General features: G+C 48.6%; 18 protein-coding genes and 1 other RNA gene. 13 read left to right on the top strand and 6 right to left on the bottom strand.

The genetic code is table 11. The features are described from left to right. Window positions 1–63: 63 nt before the first annotated feature. From hisS to BUA12_RS02730, 4 genes are all read left to right on the top strand, one after another. Entirely contained in the window at window positions 64–1,323 is a 1,260-nt protein-coding gene (hisS, locus tag BUA12_RS02745) for a histidine--tRNA ligase (RefSeq protein ID WP_072708055.1), read from the top strand. 2 nt (window positions 1,324–1,325) lie between these two features. Further along, window positions 1,326–3,086 carry an aspartate--tRNA ligase gene (gene aspS / locus BUA12_RS02740; RefSeq protein ID WP_072708054.1) on the top strand — a complete coding sequence of 587 codons (1,761 nt, stop codon included), beginning with the start codon at window positions 1,326–1,328 and terminating at the stop codon, window positions 3,084–3,086. Between the two features lie 182 nt (window positions 3,087–3,268). Further along, window positions 3,269–3,541, top strand: a complete 273-nt coding sequence (locus BUA12_RS02735) for a YciI family protein (protein ID WP_072708053.1) — start codon at window positions 3,269–3,271, stop codon at window positions 3,539–3,541. A 10-nt stretch (window positions 3,542–3,551) separates the two neighbouring features. Continuing rightward, complete coding sequence (locus BUA12_RS02730; RefSeq protein WP_072708052.1) at window positions 3,552–4,424, top strand: NAD(P)-binding domain-containing protein; 873 nt, start codon at window positions 3,552–3,554, stop codon at window positions 4,422–4,424. Between the two features lie 22 nt (window positions 4,425–4,446). Here BUA12_RS02730 and BUA12_RS02725 read toward each other — a convergent pair whose 3' ends face one another. From BUA12_RS02725 to BUA12_RS12925, 3 genes are read right to left on the bottom strand one after another with little or no spacing between them, the layout of a single operon-like run. Then, entirely contained in the window at window positions 4,447–6,126 is a 1,680-nt protein-coding gene (locus BUA12_RS02725) for a cbb3-type cytochrome c oxidase subunit I (RefSeq protein WP_072708051.1), read from the bottom strand. Continuing rightward, window positions 6,119–6,622 (bottom strand): cupredoxin domain-containing protein, encoded by a 504-nt coding sequence (locus BUA12_RS02720; RefSeq protein ID WP_072708050.1) that lies wholly within the window; start codon window positions 6,620–6,622, stop codon window positions 6,119–6,121. Before BUA12_RS02720 ends, BUA12_RS02725 begins: the two co-directional genes overlap by 8 nt. A gap of 9 nt (window positions 6,623–6,631) precedes the next feature. Then, window positions 6,632–6,796, bottom strand: a complete 165-nt coding sequence (locus BUA12_RS12925; RefSeq protein WP_245772730.1) for a cytochrome c oxidase subunit 2A — start codon at window positions 6,794–6,796, stop codon at window positions 6,632–6,634. A gap of 126 nt (window positions 6,797–6,922) precedes the next feature. Here BUA12_RS12925 and BUA12_RS02715 point away from each other — a divergent pair, with 126 nt between their 5' ends. Then, entirely contained in the window at window positions 6,923–7,615 is a 693-nt protein-coding gene (locus tag BUA12_RS02715) for a Crp/Fnr family transcriptional regulator (protein ID WP_072708049.1), read from the top strand. Between the two features lie 58 nt (window positions 7,616–7,673). Further along, window positions 7,674–7,864: non-coding RNA, 6S RNA (ssrS, locus tag BUA12_RS02710), on the top strand. Between the two features lie 39 nt (window positions 7,865–7,903). On the opposite strand, the gene BUA12_RS02705 is transcribed toward ssrS, so the two are convergent. Then, window positions 7,904–9,184, bottom strand: coding sequence for a replication-associated recombination protein A (locus tag BUA12_RS02705; protein WP_072708048.1), 1,281 nt, complete (start codon window positions 9,182–9,184; stop codon window positions 7,904–7,906). A gap of 85 nt (window positions 9,185–9,269) precedes the next feature. On the opposite strand from BUA12_RS02705, the gene BUA12_RS02700 reads away from it, so the two are divergent. Together BUA12_RS02700 and BUA12_RS02695 are read left to right on the top strand one after the other, a co-directional pair. After that, window positions 9,270–9,686, top strand: coding sequence for an RrF2 family transcriptional regulator (locus BUA12_RS02700; protein WP_072708047.1), 417 nt, complete (start codon window positions 9,270–9,272; stop codon window positions 9,684–9,686). Between the two features lie 22 nt (window positions 9,687–9,708). Continuing rightward, window positions 9,709–11,391, top strand: a complete 1,683-nt coding sequence (locus BUA12_RS02695) for an ABC1 kinase family protein (RefSeq protein ID WP_084669852.1) — start codon at window positions 9,709–9,711, stop codon at window positions 11,389–11,391. A 37-nt stretch (window positions 11,392–11,428) separates the two neighbouring features. Here BUA12_RS02695 and BUA12_RS02690 read toward each other — a convergent pair whose 3' ends face one another. Continuing rightward, on the bottom strand, window positions 11,429–12,787 hold the full coding sequence (locus BUA12_RS02690; RefSeq protein ID WP_072708046.1) for an aspartate kinase: 1,359 nt from the start codon (window positions 12,785–12,787) through the stop codon (window positions 11,429–11,431). Between the two features lie 148 nt (window positions 12,788–12,935). On the opposite strand from BUA12_RS02690, the gene BUA12_RS02685 reads away from it, so the two are divergent. The 4 genes from BUA12_RS02685 (at window position 12,936) to BUA12_RS02670 (ending at window position 16,945) form a co-directional block, all read left to right on the top strand. Then, window positions 12,936–14,138 (top strand): homoserine dehydrogenase, encoded by a 1,203-nt coding sequence (locus tag BUA12_RS02685; protein ID WP_072708045.1) that lies wholly within the window; start codon window positions 12,936–12,938, stop codon window positions 14,136–14,138. A 1-nt stretch (window position 14,139) separates the two neighbouring features. Continuing rightward, window positions 14,140–15,216, top strand: a complete 1,077-nt coding sequence (thrC, locus tag BUA12_RS02680) for a threonine synthase (RefSeq protein WP_072708042.1) — start codon at window positions 14,140–14,142, stop codon at window positions 15,214–15,216. After that, window positions 15,203–16,072 (top strand): homoserine kinase, encoded by an 870-nt coding sequence (gene thrB / locus BUA12_RS02675; RefSeq protein WP_072708040.1) that lies wholly within the window; start codon window positions 15,203–15,205, stop codon window positions 16,070–16,072. Before thrC ends, thrB begins: the two co-directional genes overlap by 14 nt. Before the next feature lie 105 nt (window positions 16,073–16,177). Then, on the top strand, window positions 16,178–16,945 hold the full coding sequence (locus tag BUA12_RS02670; protein WP_072708038.1) for a 2OG-Fe dioxygenase family protein: 768 nt from the start codon (window positions 16,178–16,180) through the stop codon (window positions 16,943–16,945). A gap of 217 nt (window positions 16,946–17,162) precedes the next feature. On the opposite strand, the gene BUA12_RS02665 is transcribed toward BUA12_RS02670, so the two are convergent. After that, complete coding sequence (locus tag BUA12_RS02665) at window positions 17,163–18,164, bottom strand: LLM class flavin-dependent oxidoreductase (protein WP_072708036.1); 1,002 nt, start codon at window positions 18,162–18,164, stop codon at window positions 17,163–17,165. A 149-nt stretch (window positions 18,165–18,313) separates the two neighbouring features. Here BUA12_RS02665 and BUA12_RS02660 point away from each other — a divergent pair, with 149 nt between their 5' ends. Further along, window positions 18,314–19,438, top strand: a complete 1,125-nt coding sequence (locus tag BUA12_RS02660; protein ID WP_072708033.1) for a cysteine desulfurase family protein — start codon at window positions 18,314–18,316, stop codon at window positions 19,436–19,438. The last annotated feature ends 10 nt before the right edge of the window (window positions 19,439–19,448 follow it).

Below are 19,448 nucleotides of genomic sequence, written 5' to 3'. Positions count from 1 at the left end.
AACTTCGTCCCTTATACCTTCATGGTATAAGGGGCTTTTTTATTTTTTTGAGGAGTGGATGAGATGATTCAAATACCAAGAGGTACACAGGATATCCTGCCGCAGGACAGTTATAAGTGGCAGATCATAGAAGAGAGACTGAAGAATATTGCTGCAAATTATAATTATCACGAATTGAGGACCCCGGTGTTCGAAGCGACTGAGTTATTTGTGAGGGGGGTCGGCGGATCAACGGATATTGTGAATAAGGAAATGTATACATTTGAAGACAAGGGCGGCCGCAGCCTGACTTTAAGGCCCGAAGGAACGGCGCCGGTCGTGAGGAGCTATATCGAAAACAAGATGCAGCATGATGTCAACCAGCCGGTGAAAGTGTTCTACAAGGAACCGATGTTCAGGTATGAACGCAAACAAAAGGGGCGTTACCGCCAGTTCGTCCAGTTTGGCATCGAAGCGATCGGTGTCGAGGACCCGATGATCGATGTGGAAGTCCTGAGCATGCTCATGCACATCTACCAGTCTTTTGGGTTGAAAAACTTGAAATTGTATATCAATTCAATCGGTGACCATGAGAGCCGGAGGGAATATAATGACGCGCTTGTCAGGCACTTCAAACCAAGAATTGATGAATTCTGCAGCGACTGCCAATCCAGGATCGACACGAACCCGATGAGGATACTCGACTGTAAAAAAGACAGGGACCATGAACTCATTAAAACTGCACCGGTCATCCATGATTTTTTGAATGATGAATCAAAAGCGTACTTCCGGACAGTGAAGGAAAAGCTGACAGATATCGGCCTCGATTATGAAGTCGACTATAATCTGGTCAGAGGGCTTGATTATTATACGCATACCGCCTTTGAGCTGATGAGTGATGCTGAAGGGTTCGGTGCCATCACCACGCTGTGCGGGGGTGGAAGGTATAACGGCCTGCTTGAACTGCTCGATGGTCCGCATGAGACCGGCATCGGCTTTGCGCTCAGCATAGAAAGACTTTTGATGGCACTGGATGCGGAAGGCATCGAGCTTGAACAGCCGGAAGGCATCAAGCTGTACATCTGCACGATGGATGACAATTCATTCGATAAGGCCGGCACTCTGCTGCATCAGCTCAGGACGGAGGGCATCAGCGCGGACATGGATTATAAGCGCAGGAAACTGAAAGCCCAGATGAAGGACGCCGACAGGAAACGTGCTGAACATGTCATCGTCCTCGGTGAAGACGAGATCAATTCCGGCGAGGTGGAGCTTAAAAACATGCAGGACGGGGAGTCCAGTACGATAAACATAGATGAACTGAAAAACTACTTGGAGGATTAAAAATGACTAGAGCATTCATTTCAGAAACGATTGGCAAAGAGGCGGGGGCAGCCGTCCAATTATCCGGATGGGTCCAGAGAAGGCGGGACCTCGGCGGATTGATCTTCATTGATCTCAGGGACCGGAGCGGTGTCATCCAGATTGTCTTCAATCCGGAAATTTCGGAAAAAGCGTTAAATACGGCGGAGGATGTACGTAGTGAATACGTCATCAATATAAACGGTACGATATCAAAAAGGGATGCATCGCAGGTCAACCCGAACATCGATACCGGCAATATCGAAATCATCGTCGATGAAATTGAGGTGGTTTCCAAGGCGAAGACACCGCCGTTCCACATTCAGGACGAGACAGTGACCGAAGATGTCAAACTGAGATACAGATACCTGGATCTTCGCCGCCCGAAACTTCAGGACATACTTAAGCTGCGTCACCGTCTGAAACAGAGTGTCAGCCGTTTTCTCGATGAAGAAGGTTTCATAGATGTGGAGACGCCAGTGCTGTCAAAATCGACTCCGGAGGGTGCAAGGGACTATCTGGTGCCATCCCGCGTGCATGAAGGCGAATTTTACGCGCTGCCACAGTCTCCTCAGATTTATAAGCAGCTGCTGATGCTGTCCGGCATGGAGAAGTATTATCAGATCGTCAAATGCTTCAGGGATGAAGACCTGAGGGCCGACAGGCAGCCGGAGTTCACACAAATCGACATCGAGCAGTCATTCGTCGATCAGGAGGACATCATCACACTGAATGAAAGAATGATTACGCAGATCATGAAGGATGTCAAAGGCATCGATATCGAAACACCCTTTCAGAGGATCACTTATGATGATGCCATGGCGAAATACGGTGTGGACAAACCGGATACAAGATTTGATCTGCATCTGCAGGATATCACGCAGTTCAGCAGGACGACGGAATTCAAAGTATTCAAATCCACAGCAGAATCGGGCGGCATGGTGAATGCACTCGTCATTCCGGATAAGGCGGATGCCTATTCAAGGAAAGACATAGACAAGCTTGAAAGCTTTGTGAAGACATATGGAGCCAAAGGACTCGCCTGGATGAAATCTTCGGAAGACGGGTTCACAGGACCGATCGCAAAATTCTTTGATGAGGAAAAGCAGGCAGAGCTGAAAGCGCTGCTCGGCATCGGCATCAATGACCTTGTGTTGTTTGTGGCCGACAAGAAAAAAGTCGTCCATGCATCACTTGGGAACCTGCGTAACAAGCTCGGAAAAGATCTTGGACTGATCGATAAGGAACAGTTCAACTTCCTGTGGGTGACGGACTGGCCACTGCTTGAATACGATGAAGACAGCGGCCGCTACGCCGCCGCACACCATCCATTCACCTCGCCGAAAAAAGAGGATGAGGATAAGCTTGAGACCGCACCGGAAGAAGTGAAGGCCAATGCCTATGACATCGTTTTGAACGGATATGAGCTGGGCGGAGGATCCATCCGCATCCACGACAGGGCGCTGCAGGAGCGGATGTTCCGCACACTCGGCTTCACGGATGAAGAGCGGGACAATCAGTTCGGATTCCTGCTTGAAGCATTCACGTATGGGGCACCCCCTCACGGCGGCATCGCATACGGCTTCGACCGCTTCGTCATGCTGCTTGCAGGCACCGACAACATCAGGGATGTCATCGCCTTCCCTAAAACCGCAAGTGCAAGCGATTTGATGATGAACGCACCATCAGCCGTATCCGAAGATCAGCTGGAGGAACTGCATATCAGCGTGGAAACGGAAGAGTGATGACAATATCATGGTCTGGATGCAGTCAGTCGATGTTTCAAATGACGGATTGCAGGTTATATTAAGGTCAGGGCACTGACTCTTTGGCGGTCATAAACCGATAGTTTATGTCCGTCTTTTTTATCACATTCAATTATTCTGAAAAGTTTGATATCATTAATTAAAAATGGAGTGAAGTCTTTATGAAGTATTTTGCGGTGTTCTTACCGATGAAGGATGAAGAAAAAAGCAAGGCCTACAGAGAAGAACATTTAAAATTTTTAGAAGGACTCCGTGAGAAGGATGTCATCATAATGAACGGCCGTTTTACGGACGGTGCAGGTGGTCTCGTGATCTATAAAGGTGAACATGATGAAGAAGTGGAGAAACTCGTAAAACAGGATCCTTATGTCATCAACGGTGCAAGGGGTTACGAAATGCATGAATGGGAAATGGTGACCAACTACGAAATTTAGGAGTGATTCAATGAACATCGGATTTATCGGTCTCGGAATAATGGGGAAGCCGATGTGCATCAACCTGTTGAAAAAAGGGCACAGTGTATATATCTGCAGTTCCAATGATGATACAAACGAGGAGCTGGCCGGCTACGGGGCGAACGTCACGAAAGACCGCGAAGCGGTGGCTGCAAAGTCGGAGGTCATCATTCTGATGCTGCCTGACTCGGCAGAAGTGCAGGAAGTCATCGTCGACAGCGGCCTGTATAAGAAGTTCAATCCTGAAACGACAGTTGTCGACATGAGTTCAATCAACCCTGAGACGAGCAAGGCAGTATTCGAGGCGATCAATGCACACGGCCATCAGTATATCGACGCGCCTGTGAGCGGCGGGGAAGAGAAAGCGGTGGCAGGCACCCTGTCCATCATGGCAGGCGGTGATGAGGAGGAGTTTGAAGCGGTGCGGCCGATACTGGAAGGCATGGGCACGAGCATAGTGCACACGGGTCCGGTGGGGTCCGGCAATGCCGTGAAACTGGTCAACCAGGTGATCGTCGCCAATAATATTGCCGCACTGTCGGAAGGCGTCGCTCTTGCAGAAGAAATGGAACTTGATCTGGATACCGTGTACGACGCCATCAGTGGCGGGTTGGCCGGGAGTGCCGTGATGGAGGCCAAGTTCAGGAAAATGGCTGAAGACGAGTACCGGCCTGGATTCAAGATGAAGCTGCATATGAAAGATTTGAACAACGCATTCGCAAGTGTAGATGGAAGCTTCATCGAAAACCTGTGCATCACCGGCCGGACCAAGGAAATCATGTCTGAACTGATGGAAGAGGCCTCCATTCAGGAGGAAGATCATAGTGCATTGTACAGGTATTACAGGAAAAAGGACCGCTGACAAGGGAGTCAGCGGTCCTTTTTTACCAGAGTTTATAACCATGGGCACCCGGTATGTTTTCCGTGAACATCTGTGTGATGGGCACAGTATATGCAATCAATACGAGGAATACAGTGATGATGATCAACAGTCTCCAATTTTCAAGCCACTTTGTGACCGGCGCATTCTGATCCATCATTGGCGCGACAGGGAATTCCTCCGGAACATTTGTTTTGGGACCGGTCATCAGCTGGATGAACAGCAGCACTGCAATGATGATGGCAACGAAGAGGAAGGTCCCGCCGACCGCCTGCAGTATCTGATAAGTGATCCATTCATCTGCGATGCCCGCACCGCCATACTCGGAATAGGTGGAGCGCCGAGGCGCACCGCGCAGACCGGCAAAGTGCATTGCCGCCGACATCAGCCCCATGCCGAATGTCCACGTATATCCGAGATACAGCCCCATATTGTTCAATTGCTTTGTTATTCTGGTGCCTGTAATATGCGGCAGCAGGAACATCATGATGCCGAAGTAGGTGAGTATGACCGGCGCACCTACAGTGATGTGGAAGTGACCGACAACCCAGATCGTATTATGGACGAGCTGGTTCATCTGACCGGAAGCGTTGATGATGCCGCCGATGCCGCCCGGTATGAAGAACAGCATGCCAAGGAAAGGGAGGACGAAGCGTGCATCCTTCCAGGGAAGCTTTTTGAACCAGTCGAGCAGGCCCGTGGCGCCCATCTGACGTCCGTGCGTTTCAAACACCGCAAACAGGCTGAATGCAGTCATTAGGGAAGGTACGATGACCGCAAAGGTCAGGACGACCTGGAGCCCTTTCCAGAATGCATCGATGCCCGGTTCGGTCAGCTGATGGTGTATGCCGACGGGGATGCTGAAGAATAAAAACAAAACGAAGCTCAGTCGTGCAAGACTGTCGGAAAACCCTTCAGTGCCGAGCACTTTCGGAAGCACTGCGTACCATGCCATATAGGCGGGGAGTAGCCAGAAATATACAAGTGCATGGCCGAACATCCAAAACAGCGTTCGGCTCAATGAGACGTTGATGCGATCGGTCAGGCCGAGGGACCAAGGGATGTACTGGAAGATGACTGATGCTGCGACTCCTATCGTACATACCAGCCACATCACATTGTTTATCGAAGCCATATAACTCAACAACGGCGTTTTATGACCTCTGAATTCCCTTTTCCATCTGATATACCGCATCAGCTGTCCGGCAACAGAGCACCATGTACCGACTATGATGACCGCGAGGGCTATGTAATAGAATGCGTGTGCCTGAAGCGGTGCATAGAAAGTATATAATACCGAAGCTTCATTTGTGGCAATCATGACAGCCGCGACCAGCGTGCCGGCAGACATCAGCCAGAAGCCGATCCATCCCAGCCTTCTTTCCGTCCGGTTCAGAGCTCCCGCTGTCTTTGACAGGGCCGCAATCTGAAACCCCATAATGAAGAAGAAGGTCAGTACAAGGGCAAGTATCACACCGTGTAATGTCAGCAGCTGGTAGTACCCGATGCCGAACGGGAGTTCAAACATGCCTGATCTGACCAGCGTCTGCAACAATCCGGCGGCACCGCCGATGAACAGGGCGAATATCACCCATATCATATTTGCAAGCACCAGCCTGCCGTCTTTTGAATCTACGCGGTTATTCAACGAAAATAAATTGTCGGGGTGTATATTTCTACTCATCTTCTGCATCTCCTTCTTCAGGCACCACTTTTATGACGGAAGTCATATCGGTATGTCCGACACCACAATATTCATTGCAGATCACGAGGTATTCTCCCACGGTATTGAAGTTTGTGCCGTAAGTGGATACCAGTCCCGGTTCCACCATCATGTTGATATTTGTATTGACGACCTGAAAGCCATGCACCACATCCGTAGTGACCACCTGCATGCGCACCCTCGACCCCTGTGGAACTTCCACTTCGGCCGGTTCATAGCGGAATGCACTTGCTACATAATACAAGTCATAATCATAGCCTTCTTCTGATGATTCATACAGTCCGGGCTCACTGAATCTGTTATCGTCCCTGACATAATCCGGATGTATCGTCTCTATTCCGCTCGCTGCCGGTGTATGTCCAGCATGGACGGCAGAAACACCCAGAATGACCAGGAATAAAATCAAAGATCCTGTACCGATGCTCATCCATATCTTTTCAAATTTATGCACTTTCATTCATCCTTTCTACATTCTTCCTAAAAACAGCATGAAAGCTCCGAACCAGCTGACGAACATCAATGCCCCCAAAAACAGCACCATCGTGAAGGTGCCTCTTAAATCGAGTTTCGAATGATCTTCTTCATGGATTTCCAGACTTTCCCTCGCACGGTCTTCATTCTTTTCAGTCATGTTATCACCCCTGGATAATAATGATTCTTATTTATGATGATAGATAATGACTTCAAATAAAAAAGTGATAAAAGTCACATATTGTGATATTATTTTATTCAGAAGGCGGGGGGGGGGGGTCACATTATGGATGAGGAGATATTCAAACCCGTGTCGGTCGTGCGCTTGATCAAAGAGAAGGGTAAGCGGATCATTTTTAATAAGGGTGAATATGTATTTCACCCGGGGGACGCTGCGGAATATGTGTATTGTGTAGATGAGGGGGAGATCTTCATCAGCAGGATGCAGGAAGATGGCAAAGAAATGATAACGAATCATCTGACGGGGGATGGAATATTCGGTGCCCTGGGGATTTTCACGCCGGCCCGGGAGCACACCACTTATGCCAAAGTGAGATGTGCCAGTGTGATATATAAATTTGATAAAAGACAATTTGATCAATTCATCATGGCGAATGATGAATTGAAGATGGAATGGATGCACTGGCTTGATATAGAAAGGGACAGGAATGCTTCTAAATTGCGGGATTTATTCCTGTATGGCAAGCAGGGGGCGATGGATTCCATTTTGATACGCCTGTGCAATTCTTTTGGTGTGCCGGTGAGAGATGGTGTTTTAATCGACACCCAGCTGACCAACCAGGAACTTGCAGGGCTTTGCGGTACTTCGAGGGAAGTGGTCAACAGGATGCTTGCCGGGCTGAAGAATGACGGTATCGTCAAAGTCGAGCGCAAATATATTACAGTCCTCGACATACAGGCACTGCGCCGGAACATCAATTGTGAGCGCTGTACGCTCGATGTCTGCCAGGTTTTTTAAATTTACATACCTTTTTGCTTCTCAAAGTTTTTGGCCTGTGCTATAATGTCTGTAATAGAAATATCTGAGAAGTTCGTGATGTGTTGAATTATATTTTGACCTAACACCAATTTAAAAGGGAGTCTAATAGGTTTTCCTTCGAAAAACATGCCTGCACGCCAGGACGTTTGGAGTTGGAAACAGGACACCCACCTGCAAATAGCAGGCCAAAATAATCAGCTAAGACACACGGCTTGGCTTGGATATTTCAATATTAAGTACCGGGCGCTTGCGCGCCCGGTGCTTTTTTTATTTGCTTTTGCGAAGTATCGTCTTCAGCTTCGAATAAATCTCCTCGAGCTGCCCTTCGTACTTCGTATCTTTGGAAGGTATGAAGTATTGCCTGTTCTTCAAAGTCTCGGGCAGATACTGCTGGGCCACGACATGATTCGGGAAGTTGTGCGGATATTGGTAGCCGACACTGTTCCCGAGCTTATCCGCACTGTCGTAATGCCCGTCCTTCAAGTGCTTGGGCACTGTGCCTGCCTTCCCTTTCCTGATGTCTGCGAGTGCGCTGTCCAGGCTCTTATAGGCACTGTTTGATTTGGGGGAAAGTGCAAGTTCCACCACGGCGTTGGCAAGCGGTATCCTCGCTTCGGGGAAGCCCAGTCGCTCGGCCGAGACGATCGCATTGAGGGTCCTCGTGGCGAGCTGTGGATTGGCAAGACCGATGTCTTCATAAGCAATCACGAGCATCCGCCTTGCGATCGTCACGAGATCTCCCGCTTCAATCAGCCTTGCAAGGTAATGCAGACTCGCATCCACATCACTCCCTCTGATTGATTTTTGGAATGCACTCATCACATCATAGTGGGCATCCCCGTCCTTATCATGAAGAAAGGCCGATTTCTGCATGCAGGCTTTCGCATCGTCAAGTGTGATATGGACCGTGTCCCCGTCGGTCTTTGTGCTGAGCGCAGCAAGTTCGAGTGCATTCAATGCACTCCTGACATCCCCCTGTGCGGATAAAGTGAAATGTTCCATGGCCGCTTCATCGATATCGATGTTTATATTTCCGAGTCCGCGTTCCTTATCTTCCATGGCCCGTGAAAGTGCAAGTCTGAGATCTTCCTGATCCAGCAGCTCGAGTTCGAATATCTGTGTTCTGGACCGGATGGCCGGGTTGATGGCATGGTATGGATTGGAAGTGGTGGCACCGATGAGGATGATGGTCCCTTTTTCCAGGTGTGGCAGCAGGAAATCTTGTTTGGCCTTATCCAGGCGGTGTATTTCATCCAGCAAAAGGATGACGGTTCCGCTCATCTTTCCTTCTTCGACTATCTGCTGCATATCTTTTTTTGTATTTGAAACAGCATTCAATGTTCGGAACATATATTTTGTGGAGCCGGCGATGGCGCTTGCGATACTGGTTTTTCCGATGCCCGGGGGGCCGTATAAAATCATCGAAGTGAGGCGTTTTGCATCGACCATCCGCCTGATGATCCCGCCTTCACCCACCAGATGCTCCTGTGAAATCACTTCGTCGATCGTCCTTGGACGCATGCGGTAACTCAATGGTTGTGTACTCATATTTTCACCCAACTGTTTTATTATGATATATTTAATATACTATAACATTAACAAGATTATTAAAAAGTATATGCAGAGGTGTATTATGAAAATATCCACACGTGGAAGATATGGTTTATATTTTATGCTGGCACTTGCCCGGGATTACGGTGAACAGAGAAGGAGTGTCAAATCAGTCGCTACGGAACGCGGCATCAGCGATCTCTATCTGGAACAGATTGTTGCCAGCTTAAAAAAAGAGGATCTGGTGAAAAGTACCAGGGGCGCGTACGGCGGCTATGAACTGAACCATCCGCCTGAAGAAATCACGGTCGGCCAGATATTCAAAAGCGTCGAAGAGAACATCGTTGCAGTTGAAAGTGATGAAAAGGACGGCAACAATGAGAGGTTCCTCTGGGGGAGGATCAGGGATGCCATCAGTGATGTGCTGGATCATACCACATTGAAGGATATGGTCGAGTATGACGGTGAGGGTCTTGATGATTATATGTTCCATATATAAATAATTATTTTGGAGTTTTTATATGATTATAAAAAAACGTATTGAATACATTAACCGTTACAGGGAAATCGCCATGAACTTCTCTTATGCCGGCTTCGGGTTCCTGGTTGAGGAACTCGGTCTCGATGAATTGCTGAGCCTGCCGAAAAGGATCATTTTAAGGCAGCAGAAAAGTGCCGAGGAAAAATCCAGGGGTGAACGTATACGGCTGTTCATCGAAGAGATGGGCCCGACTTTCATCAAACTCGGCCAGATTGCCAGTACCAGGCCGGACCTGATTCCTAAGGATATCATAGAGGAACTGGAGAAACTTCAAAGCGATGTCCCGCCGTTCAGCTTCGAGGATGTGACGAGGGTCATCGAGGACTCGCTGGGTGTGAAAGTGGATGATGTCTTTTTGAATATGGACGAAAAGCCGCTGGGTTCCGCTTCGACAGGTCAGGTGCACAAGGCACAGACTGTGGAAGGGCAGGTCGTGGCAGTCAAAGTCCAGCGTCCCCACATTGAAAAGACGATGCGTAATGATCTTGAAATACTGCACCATCTTGCCACCCTGGCAGAACAGCGCATGGAATGGGCGAAGCGTTATCATGTCAGAGATATGGTCGAAGAGTTCTCGGAAGCGATTCTGGATGAACTGGATTATACAATAGAAGCCAATAATGCGGATAAGATACAAAAACAGTTTGAAAATGACAGCGGAATCAAAATCCCGGAAATGGTCAGGGAACTTTCGACGAAAAATGTGCTGGTCATGGAATTCATAGACGGTATACCGATCAACCGCCATGCAGAACTGGAGGAGAAAGGATTCTCGAGGGAGGTTCTGGCGGAAAAATTGTCGAATGCGATATTTCACCAGATCATAGTGGAGGGATTTTTCCATGGCGACCCGCATCCCGGCAATGTCAGTGTGCTTGAAGATGGTTCAATCGCTCTCATGGACTTCGGCATGGTCGGCAGGTTGTCATCCGAAATGAAATATAACTTCGGCTCGCTCCTGATCAGCATGATGAGGAAAGATGCCTCGGGGGTAGTACGGGCCATAACCAAAATGGGCATCGTCCCGGCCGGCGTCGATATGGGTGTCCTTAATCGGGATGCTGAGAAAATAAGGGATAAATACTATGATCAGCCGCTTGGTGAGGTGAATATCGGTGAAGGCGTCCAGGACATCTTTCAAATTGCCAACAAGCATCGCATCGGATTGCCTCAGGACTTCACCATACTTGGAAAATCAATCATCACCCTGGAGAGTGTCGTCAGCAGCCTGGATCCCGAATTCAGTATAATGGATGTGGCCGAGCCGTTCGGCAGACTGCTTGTCAAAGAAAAGTATGACCCGAGGAATTTGGCGACACGTGCCTACAGCAATTTACAGGAGGCCAGTGACACGGCTGTGGACGTCACTGACAATCTCAGGATATTCTCTGAGTCGCTGCGTGATAAAAAGATTCCGGTGCAGCTGTCCCTGAGACGGTTTGAAGAATTGTTCCGGCGAATGGACCGGATCGGCAACAGGCTTTCATTCAGTATCGTCCTCCTCTCATTCAGCATCATCATGGTAGGTCTGATCGTCGGTGCGGCGATTGCCGGACAGACCACGGTGATATGGCAGATACCGGCGATTGAAATCGGTTTTGTACTTGCAGTATTTCTGTTTTTCGGTCTGTTGTATTCCATTTTCAAATCCGGAAGGTTTTGACACCCGATATAAAAAAAGAGGCCCGAAGGCCTCTTTTTTAGTCTATATTTCTGAAATATTCATTGTAGACGGCACTCAGGGCTTTTTTATAGTCGCTCATTTTAACTGCGAACACCATGCTTGATTCTGAAGCACCCTGGTTCATCATCCTGATGTTGATCCCATTTTCCGTGAGTGCCTTCGTCGCTTTATTTGCAAGGCCGACGGTGTACTCCATGCCTTCCCCGACGATGACGAGCAATGCGAGGTTTTCTTCCGTTTCCACTTTTTCAGGTTCCAGCTGGTCATTGATATCCTCGGTGACCTGTTCGGTCTTGCTGCCGTCCAGATTCTTGCTGCGGGCAATGATCGAGATGTTATCGATACCGGAAGGCATATGTTCGACCGACACTCGATGGTTTTCGAATATCTGCAGCAGTTTCCTCATATAACCGACCTGACGGTTCATCAGGTAGTCTTTGACCGATATTGCGGTGAACCCTACATCGCAGCTGATGCCGATGACAGGAATATCTTTCAAAAGTGCCCGCTTGGATACGATCTTCGTGCCTTCGATGTGTGGTTCATTGGTGTTTTTGATCATCACCGGAATTTCGACCTGATACAGAGGTTCCAGCGCTTCATCATGGAAAATGCCGAAACCGGAGTATGAGAGTTCCCGCATTTCGCGGTAAGTCAGTTCTTCGATTGCATGCGGATTCTCGATGAAGCCCGGATGGGCCGAGTAGATGTGGCTCTGATCCGTATAGTTCTCATAGATCTCGGCATCGAGACCGCGTGCCACGATGGCACCGGAAATATCGGAACCGCCTCTCGGGAATGTGACGATGTTGCCGTTTTTGGAGAGGCCGAAAAATCCCGGAATGACGATGACTTCCTCAGAGTCTTTGAGTCTGGCGATATTATCATAAGATTCATCCAGCAACTGGGCATTGCTTGCCTCATCCGTCACGTAAATGCCGGCATCCTCCGGCGAGTAGTATTTAGCAGCTGTGCCTTCGAGTGTGAGGTACTCAGCGAGCATCTGGGCATTGAAATCCTCACCGCACGATTTCAATGCATCAAGCAGCCTGTCATTATCTGTGATGTTCTGCAGGTAGGACAGGATCGTCTCCCTGAATTTCTCAAGCATCTCAAGACCGATGCCGAGGCCTGTTATGATTTCCTCATATCTGCTGAGGATGGCATCCAGTGCTTCATTATACGGCAGACCCGTAATTTTATTCGCATGCAATGCAATGAGCAGGTCCGTCACTTTGATATCATCTTCAAAACGGCGTCCCGGTGCACTGACGACAACTGCACCGATGTCCGGATCATTCTTGATGATTTTTGATACTTTTTTCAATTGATTGGATGATGACAATGAACTGCCACCGAATTTTGCAACTTTCACTTGGCTGACATCCTTTTATAGAAATTTAGACTTAATAATACATGAAATTTGAAGAAATGTGTAGATTAAAATAATATTATCTTGAATTTTTAAACTTTTCAATCTAATATGGTTATCTATAAGTATTTAATTTGGAGGCTTCTATGTTATGAAAATTGCTGTCTTAGGAATGGGCACGGTAGGAACAGGTGTCGTTAAAGTATTGAATACCAACAAAGAGAAGATACAGTCATTGATCGGAGGAGACGTCACAATCACACATGTGTTTGCCAAAAACGTGGATAAGGCACGTGATGTGGATCTCTCCGACATTGAGATCACTGATGATATCAATGACATCTACAATGCGGATATCGATGCAGCCGTCGAAGTGATGGGGGGCATCGACCACACATATGAAATCATACTTCAACTGCTGAACAAAGGCGTCCATGTGGTGACCGCCAATAAAGATCTGCTTGCTGAAAGGATCGACGATCTGACGGCAGCTGCGAATGAAAACAACGTCCATTTGAATTATGAGGCGGCTGTCGCGGGCGGTGTGCCGATCATCAGGACGATTGAAAATTCATTGAATGCCAATCAGATTTCCGAAGTGATGGGAATATTGAACGGCACCACCAACTATATTCTGACCAAGATGACAGTCGACGGGTGGTCATATGACGATGCACTGGAAGATGCAAAGGAAAAGGGCTATGCGGAAGCTGATCCGACGAATGACGTCGAAGGCATAGATGCCCTCAGGAAGATCGTCCTGCTGTCAAGGTTGTCATTCAATAAGAAAGTGGATATCAAGGATGTGCCGAGCACAGGCATCTCGAATGTCGATGCAACGGATATCCAGCTTGCAAAGGACCTCGGCTACATCATGAAGCTGGTCGGTATCGGCAAGTATGACGACAGCATCAGTGCAAGTGTTGAGCCGATATTCTTCAAGGCCGACCACCAGCTCGCCTCCGTCAACTATGAGAAGAATGCCGTCTACGTCAACGGTAATGCAGTCGGCGAGACGATGTATTACGGTCCCGGTGCGGGCAGCCTCGAGACGGCAAGTGCAGTCGTTTCCGATCTGATTCATGTGCTGACGCACCCGGCCCGCGGCAACTTCCAGCCGGATGAGGAAGCGGTGATCGAAAACAAAGCCGTGGAATACCAATACTATCTGCGTTTTGATGACACAGAAGAAGAAGTTAAAAAAGCGCTTGTTGGCAAGGACATCGGGCATAAGCTGAGTACAGCCAGTGGGGCAGTGGTTGCTGTGACTGAAAAACTGAATGAAAACCAGTTGGAAGATGTACTGGAAGGGCTCAATGCAAAAGCCCAATACCCTGTAATTGGAGATGAGTGAGATGACCTACTGGAGAGGTTTATTGGAAGAATATAAAGAATACCTGCCGGTGACCGATGCGACCCCAGAATTATCACTGCAGGAAGGCAACACACCGCTCATTCCATTGAAGTCTTTCAGCGAGGAATACGGGATCAACGTGTTCGGTAAATTCGAAGGGCTGAACCCGACCGGGTCATTTAAAGACCGTGGGATGGTGCTCGCCGTGGCCAAAGCCAAAGAAGAGGGTGCGCATACGGTCATCTGCGCCTCCACCGGCAATACTTCGGCTTCAGCGGCCGCCTATGCTTCAAGACTCGGATTGAACACGATTGTGGTCATTCCGGAAGGGAAGGTTGCACTGGGTAAAATTGCACAGGCCATCGTCTACGGTGCAAAAATCGTATCGATCCAGGGGAACTTTGATGATGCCCTGAAAATCGTCCGGAAAGTGGCGGAAAACAATGAAGGCGTCACACTGGTCAACTCGGTGAACCCTTACAGGATTGAATGCCAGAAGACATCTGCATTTGAAATTGTGGATGCTCTGGATGATGCACCGGATTACCTCTTCATCCCTGTCGGCAATGCCGGAAATATATCCGCCTATTGGAAAGGGTTCAAGGAGTATCACGAAAAGAAAGGCTCAAAGCTGCCGAAGATGTTCGGATATGAGGCTGAAGGCGCAGCGGCCATCACTAAAGACGAAGTGATCGAAAACCCGGAAACTGTCGGTACGGCAATCAGGATCGGCAATCCGACCAGCTGGCATCTCGCCACAGCCGCACGTGACGAGTCTGGCGGCCTCATAGATTCGGTCACCGATGACGAAATACTCGAAGCCTACTCAAGGCTTGCGCGGCAGGAAGGCGTGTTTGCAGAACCGGGCTCCAATGCGAGCATCGCCGGCCTGAGCAAGGCGGTATCTGAAGGCAGGATCGAAAAAGGCAGTACAGTGGTGGCAATCCTTACAGGCAACGGCCTGAAAGACCCGCAGACTGCTGTGGATGAGGCTGCGGTCCAGCCGAAGATACTGCCGAATGACGAAGCGGTGATTACAGAATACATCGAAAGTCTGAACACGGATGAAGGAAATTAATCTGAAGATCCCGGCCACAAGCGCCAACCTCGGCCTGGGATTTGATTCCATCGGTGTCGCCGTCACAAAATTTTTGAAGATCAAAGCGTATCCAAGTGCAGAATTCAAAATAGAGTTTTTGAATCCCGAACTGAAAATCCTCCCGGCCGGTGAAGACAACCTTGTCATTTCAACTGCGAAAAGCATCGCCTTGAAGTATAATAAGGAAATGCCGCCGGTCACGGTGGAGATGGACAGTGAAATACCGCTTGCGCACGGGCTCGGCAGTTCCTCTTCCGCAATTGTGGCAGGCATCGAACTGGCCGCCCATTTCTGCGAGTTGAATTTATCCGACCATGACAAAATAATGCTCGGCTGCGATATCGAAGGCCACCCGGATAACATCGGACCGTGCATCACAGGCGGGGTGTTCGTTGGTTATTACAATCACGGCGAACTGTATTATCATGTGCTGGATGACGTCGATTTTTCTCTGGTCGTCTCTGTGCCGAACTACATGATCAATACGAATGAGGCGAGAAGGGCCCTGCCTGATTCTTATGACAGGCAGACTGCGGTGAATCAGAATGCCATCAACAATGTCATGCTGTTCTCTTTATTCAACAAAGAGTATGTCGATATGGGCAAACTGATGATGAAGGACCAGTTCCATGAAATCTACCGCAAGCCCCTCATCAAGGAATTCGATGACATCAAGGAAAGCGCCCTGAAGAATGACGCCTATGCGACCGTCATCAGCGGGGCGGGGCCGAGCGTGATGACCCTGTGTCACCCGAACGATCTTCAGGGCATCCTTGAGGATCTGGAAAAAATAGATAATGTCGAGCATGAAGAATTGGAAATCTATAAAAAATGACAGGCGCATTGCGCCTGTCATTTTTTATGACTGGCCATTCTGAAGGCAACCCTCATTTTATGTTAGAATGGATTATTGACAAAACAATGTAAAGGAACGATGATCATGAGTCAGTTGAAGAGTAAAGGCTATGCAATCTATGATTACATGGATGCATTGGAGTACGAAGGCATCAAAACGGACTATAAAGTGCTTCTGGATTATTTCGAAGATTTGCCGGTGGACGACTATGCACCTGAGCTGAACCGTTACAGGAGATATTCCCGTGCACTGGTGCTGCCGACTTCGAAAAGCCTTGAATGGTTGCCGAACGTGGAGAGGGACGGGAATGAGTATGCGGCTTACTTCCAAGGGAAGTTCAACCCTGAACACCCGGGTTCCTACCGCGAATTCCACGCAATCGACCCGCATATCCTTGAGAATGAACTGCTTAATAAAATAATCATGGCAGACTATGAAGAAACTTTCTGGGGGGAAGAAGATCAGATCATGCCGATCCATGTCGGTGTGCACTTTGTAAAACTGGAAGTGGAGAAGGAAGGGGACCGTGCGGTGTCTTCCCCGGACTGCCTGCATCAGGACGGGGAGCCGTTCACCTTCGCCCACCTGATCGAGAGGAGAAACGTGAAAGGCGGGCTGAATGCCATCGGTGTCCCTTCAGTCGGCGGTAAGCAGCCGGAAGAAGTGGCCGACGAAGACCTGCATGAAGTCTTCAAGCTGAACAGACCGCTTGAATCTTACGGTGTGGAAGATTCCAGTGTGAGCCATTATGTCGGTCCGGTGATGAAAGGCGGGGCGGAAGGCAGAGCCGTCCGCTCGGTGATCCTGATCGATTATCAGCTGACAGTGGTCGCTGATGTGGGGGACGAATAAAAAAACTGGGGCTGGGACATAGTCCTTAAAAAAAGCATTAATTGAATGAAAGAGATGAAAAATCCGTACGTTTGACTCCCAGGGGAACAGCATCGCGCAAGACTACAGGCTTGCGAGATGCCCCGGGAAAGCAAATGTACGGATTTTTTTTTCATATAAAATTCTGTCCCAGTGCCAGTTTTTCATGTTTCCGGATCATGGGCTGATAATGATCAACCTACTCACCGTTATACTCATCGACCAGTTCTTCAAACAGGTCATACGATTTCTTAAGGGCATCCATATCATAGATATATGAAACAGCCATGATTTCATCGACATCGAACTGGTTCTGGAACAACCGCAGCTCTTCCATCGCTTTTTTCTTATCTCCCGAAAAGGCAACAGGAAACTGTGTTTTCACTGCCTGCTCCTCTCTCGGCGCCCAGTGCTCTTCCATATTTTCAACAGGCTTCGGCAGCTGCCCGCGGGTGTTCCTGATCAGGTTCAGGATGTTGAGGTAGTGGGTTGTCTTGATGAATTCCGCTTCCTCGTTCGTATCCGCCATGATCACATTCAAGCTTGCCATCTTATAAGGTGCTTCGAGCTGATTGGACGGTCTGAAATTATCGTCGTATATTTTAAATGCGTTCTCCATCTTTGCAGGGGCAAAATGTGCGGCGAATGCATAGGGCAGACCGAGTTCAGCGGCGATATGAGCCGAGTCCGTCGATGAGCCAAGCACATATAATGGAATCTCGGTGCCCTGTCCCGGATAGGCGGTGACATGTGTCGGTACGGTCGACAGATACCTTTTCAACTCTTCAATTTCGCTTTTGAATGAAAACACCCCGTCATGGTTGCTGCGCCTGATGGCATTGGCAGTCGCCATGTCCGTGCCGGGCGCCCGCCCGAGACCGATATCCAGACGGTCGCCATATATGGCGTGCATGGTGCCGAACTCTTCCGCCACGATCAACGGTGAATGGTTGGGCAGCATGACGCCTCCGCTCCCGACCCGTATGTTCTTCGTGTTTTCGAGAATGTGCTTGATGAGGATCCGTGTTGCAGATGATGCGATCGAGGTCATGTTATGATGCTCGGATATCCAGTATCTCTGATATTTGGACGCATCAATATGTTTTGCAAGGCCGACCATGTCTTCGATGGCCTGTGTGGCATCGGTCCCTGCCCTCACCGGTACAAGGTTCAATGCTGATATATTCAATCTTTTAGGCATTCTTTCATCTCCTGTTTCATATTATCTGTATAAAAGTGTACAAATTTATATGGATTATAGCTAACAATTGGTTTCAAACATTATAAATTTACATTGAAACATGTTAAAATATATTAGTTATTAATTTAAATTGGTTGAGGGTGAATGAAATGTCAGTATATGTCGACTATGCATCGACGACACCATTCGATAGAGAAATCTTAAATGAAGTCATGGACAGCGCAGATGTCTTCGGCAACCCGTCAAGCATCCACCGTCCGGGGAAAGATGCGAAAGCGGCCCTGCAGAAGCACCGCACGCACATCTCGCAGAAGATCAATGCGAAGCCTAAGGAGATCATCATCACAAGCGGTGCGACCGAAGCGAACAATCTGGCGATCAGAGGCACGGCAGACCGGCATGAAAGACCGCATATGATAACGACTGACATTGAGCATGCTTCTGTAAGGACGACCTATCAAAATTTAAGCGAGGCATTCGAAGTCACTTTTCTCAAAGCTTCCGAGAATGGGCTGATAGACGCCGACGACTTGAAAAACAGCCTGAGAAGTAATACAGTATTGGTTTCCATCATGCTCGTCAATAACGAAACGGGCAGTATCCAGCCGGTCTTTGAAATCGCCGAAATCCTTAAAGACCATCAGGCACTGCTCCATGTCGATGCAGTCCAGGCTTTCGGCCATATGGAAGTCGATGTGCAGAAACTGGGTGCAGATATGTTGACTTTGAGCGGTCATAAAATATACGGACCGAAAGGCATCGGCCTGCTTTATCTGAGGGAAGGAATCAAGTTGTCAGCCCAGCTCACCGGCGGCTCCCATGAATTGTCAAGACGGGCAGGTACGGAGAACGTCATGTGGGTGCATGCTCTGGCACTTGCCATGGAGAAAGCGGCTGATGAAAGGGCTCAAAGAAGCTTAAAAGAGATGCAGCTGAAGGAGCGTTTCCTGAATGAACTGACTGCAAAGAAAATCCCATTCGAAGTGAATGGCGACCTGAACCAACAGGCCAGTCACATCACGAATATATATTTCCCGTGGAGCGAAGCTGAATTCCTGCTCACAGCACTCGATATGGCGGGCATATTCGTTTCAGCAGGGTCGGCCTGCAATGCAGGCACGGTGCAGCCTTCCCATGTCATCCAGTCCATGTATGAGGATGAAGAAAGGGCGCTCTGTTCCGTCCGCTTCAGCTTTTCCTATTTGATGGAAGAGGATGAGGTCACTGAAATTGTTAGTCAATTGGATGCGATTTATAAGAGATTGTCAAAATGAAATGATTTGA

It is taken from the genome of Lacicoccus alkaliphilus DSM 16010, from assembly GCF_900142805.1.
Classification (GTDB): domain Bacteria; phylum Bacillota; class Bacilli; order Staphylococcales; family Salinicoccaceae; genus Lacicoccus; species Lacicoccus alkaliphilus.
The sequence above is the reverse complement of the archived record's forward strand: the minus strand, read 5'-3'. Positions and strand labels throughout refer to the sequence as shown.

Excerpts from the sequence above, each read along its gene's own strand:
- hisS (WP_072708055.1), top strand. The coding sequence starts at position 64 with ATGATTCAAATACCAAGAGGTACACAGGATATCCTGCCGCAGGACAGT.
- aspS (WP_072708054.1), top strand. The coding sequence starts at position 1,326 with ATGACTAGAGCATTCATTTCAGAAACGATTGGCAAAGAGGCGGGGGCA.
- BUA12_RS02735 (WP_072708053.1), top strand. The coding sequence starts at position 3,269 with ATGAAGTATTTTGCGGTGTTCTTACCGATGAAGGATGAAGAAAAAAGC.
- BUA12_RS02730 (WP_072708052.1), top strand. The coding sequence starts at position 3,552 with ATGAACATCGGATTTATCGGTCTCGGAATAATGGGGAAGCCGATGTGC.
- BUA12_RS02725 (WP_072708051.1), bottom strand. The coding sequence starts at position 6,126 with ATGAGTAGAAATATACACCCCGACAATTTATTTTCGTTGAATAACCGC.
- BUA12_RS02720 (WP_072708050.1), bottom strand. The coding sequence starts at position 6,622 with ATGAAAGTGCATAAATTTGAAAAGATATGGATGAGCATCGGTACAGGA.
- BUA12_RS12925 (WP_245772730.1), bottom strand. The coding sequence starts at position 6,796 with ATGACTGAAAAGAATGAAGACCGTGCGAGGGAAAGTCTGGAAATCCAT.
- BUA12_RS02715 (WP_072708049.1), top strand. The coding sequence starts at position 6,923 with ATGGATGAGGAGATATTCAAACCCGTGTCGGTCGTGCGCTTGATCAAA.
- BUA12_RS02705 (WP_072708048.1), bottom strand. The coding sequence starts at position 9,184 with ATGAGTACACAACCATTGAGTTACCGCATGCGTCCAAGGACGATCGAC.
- BUA12_RS02700 (WP_072708047.1), top strand. The coding sequence starts at position 9,270 with ATGAAAATATCCACACGTGGAAGATATGGTTTATATTTTATGCTGGCA.
- BUA12_RS02695 (WP_084669852.1), top strand. The coding sequence starts at position 9,709 with ATGATTATAAAAAAACGTATTGAATACATTAACCGTTACAGGGAAATC.
- BUA12_RS02685 (WP_072708045.1), top strand. The coding sequence starts at position 12,936 with ATGAAAATTGCTGTCTTAGGAATGGGCACGGTAGGAACAGGTGTCGTT.
- thrC (WP_072708042.1), top strand. The coding sequence starts at position 14,140 with ATGACCTACTGGAGAGGTTTATTGGAAGAATATAAAGAATACCTGCCG.
- thrB (WP_072708040.1), top strand. The coding sequence starts at position 15,203 with ATGAAGGAAATTAATCTGAAGATCCCGGCCACAAGCGCCAACCTCGGC.
- BUA12_RS02670 (WP_072708038.1), top strand. The coding sequence starts at position 16,178 with ATGAGTCAGTTGAAGAGTAAAGGCTATGCAATCTATGATTACATGGAT.
- BUA12_RS02665 (WP_072708036.1), bottom strand. The coding sequence starts at position 18,164 with ATGCCTAAAAGATTGAATATATCAGCATTGAACCTTGTACCGGTGAGG.
- BUA12_RS02660 (WP_072708033.1), top strand. The coding sequence starts at position 18,314 with ATGTCAGTATATGTCGACTATGCATCGACGACACCATTCGATAGAGAA.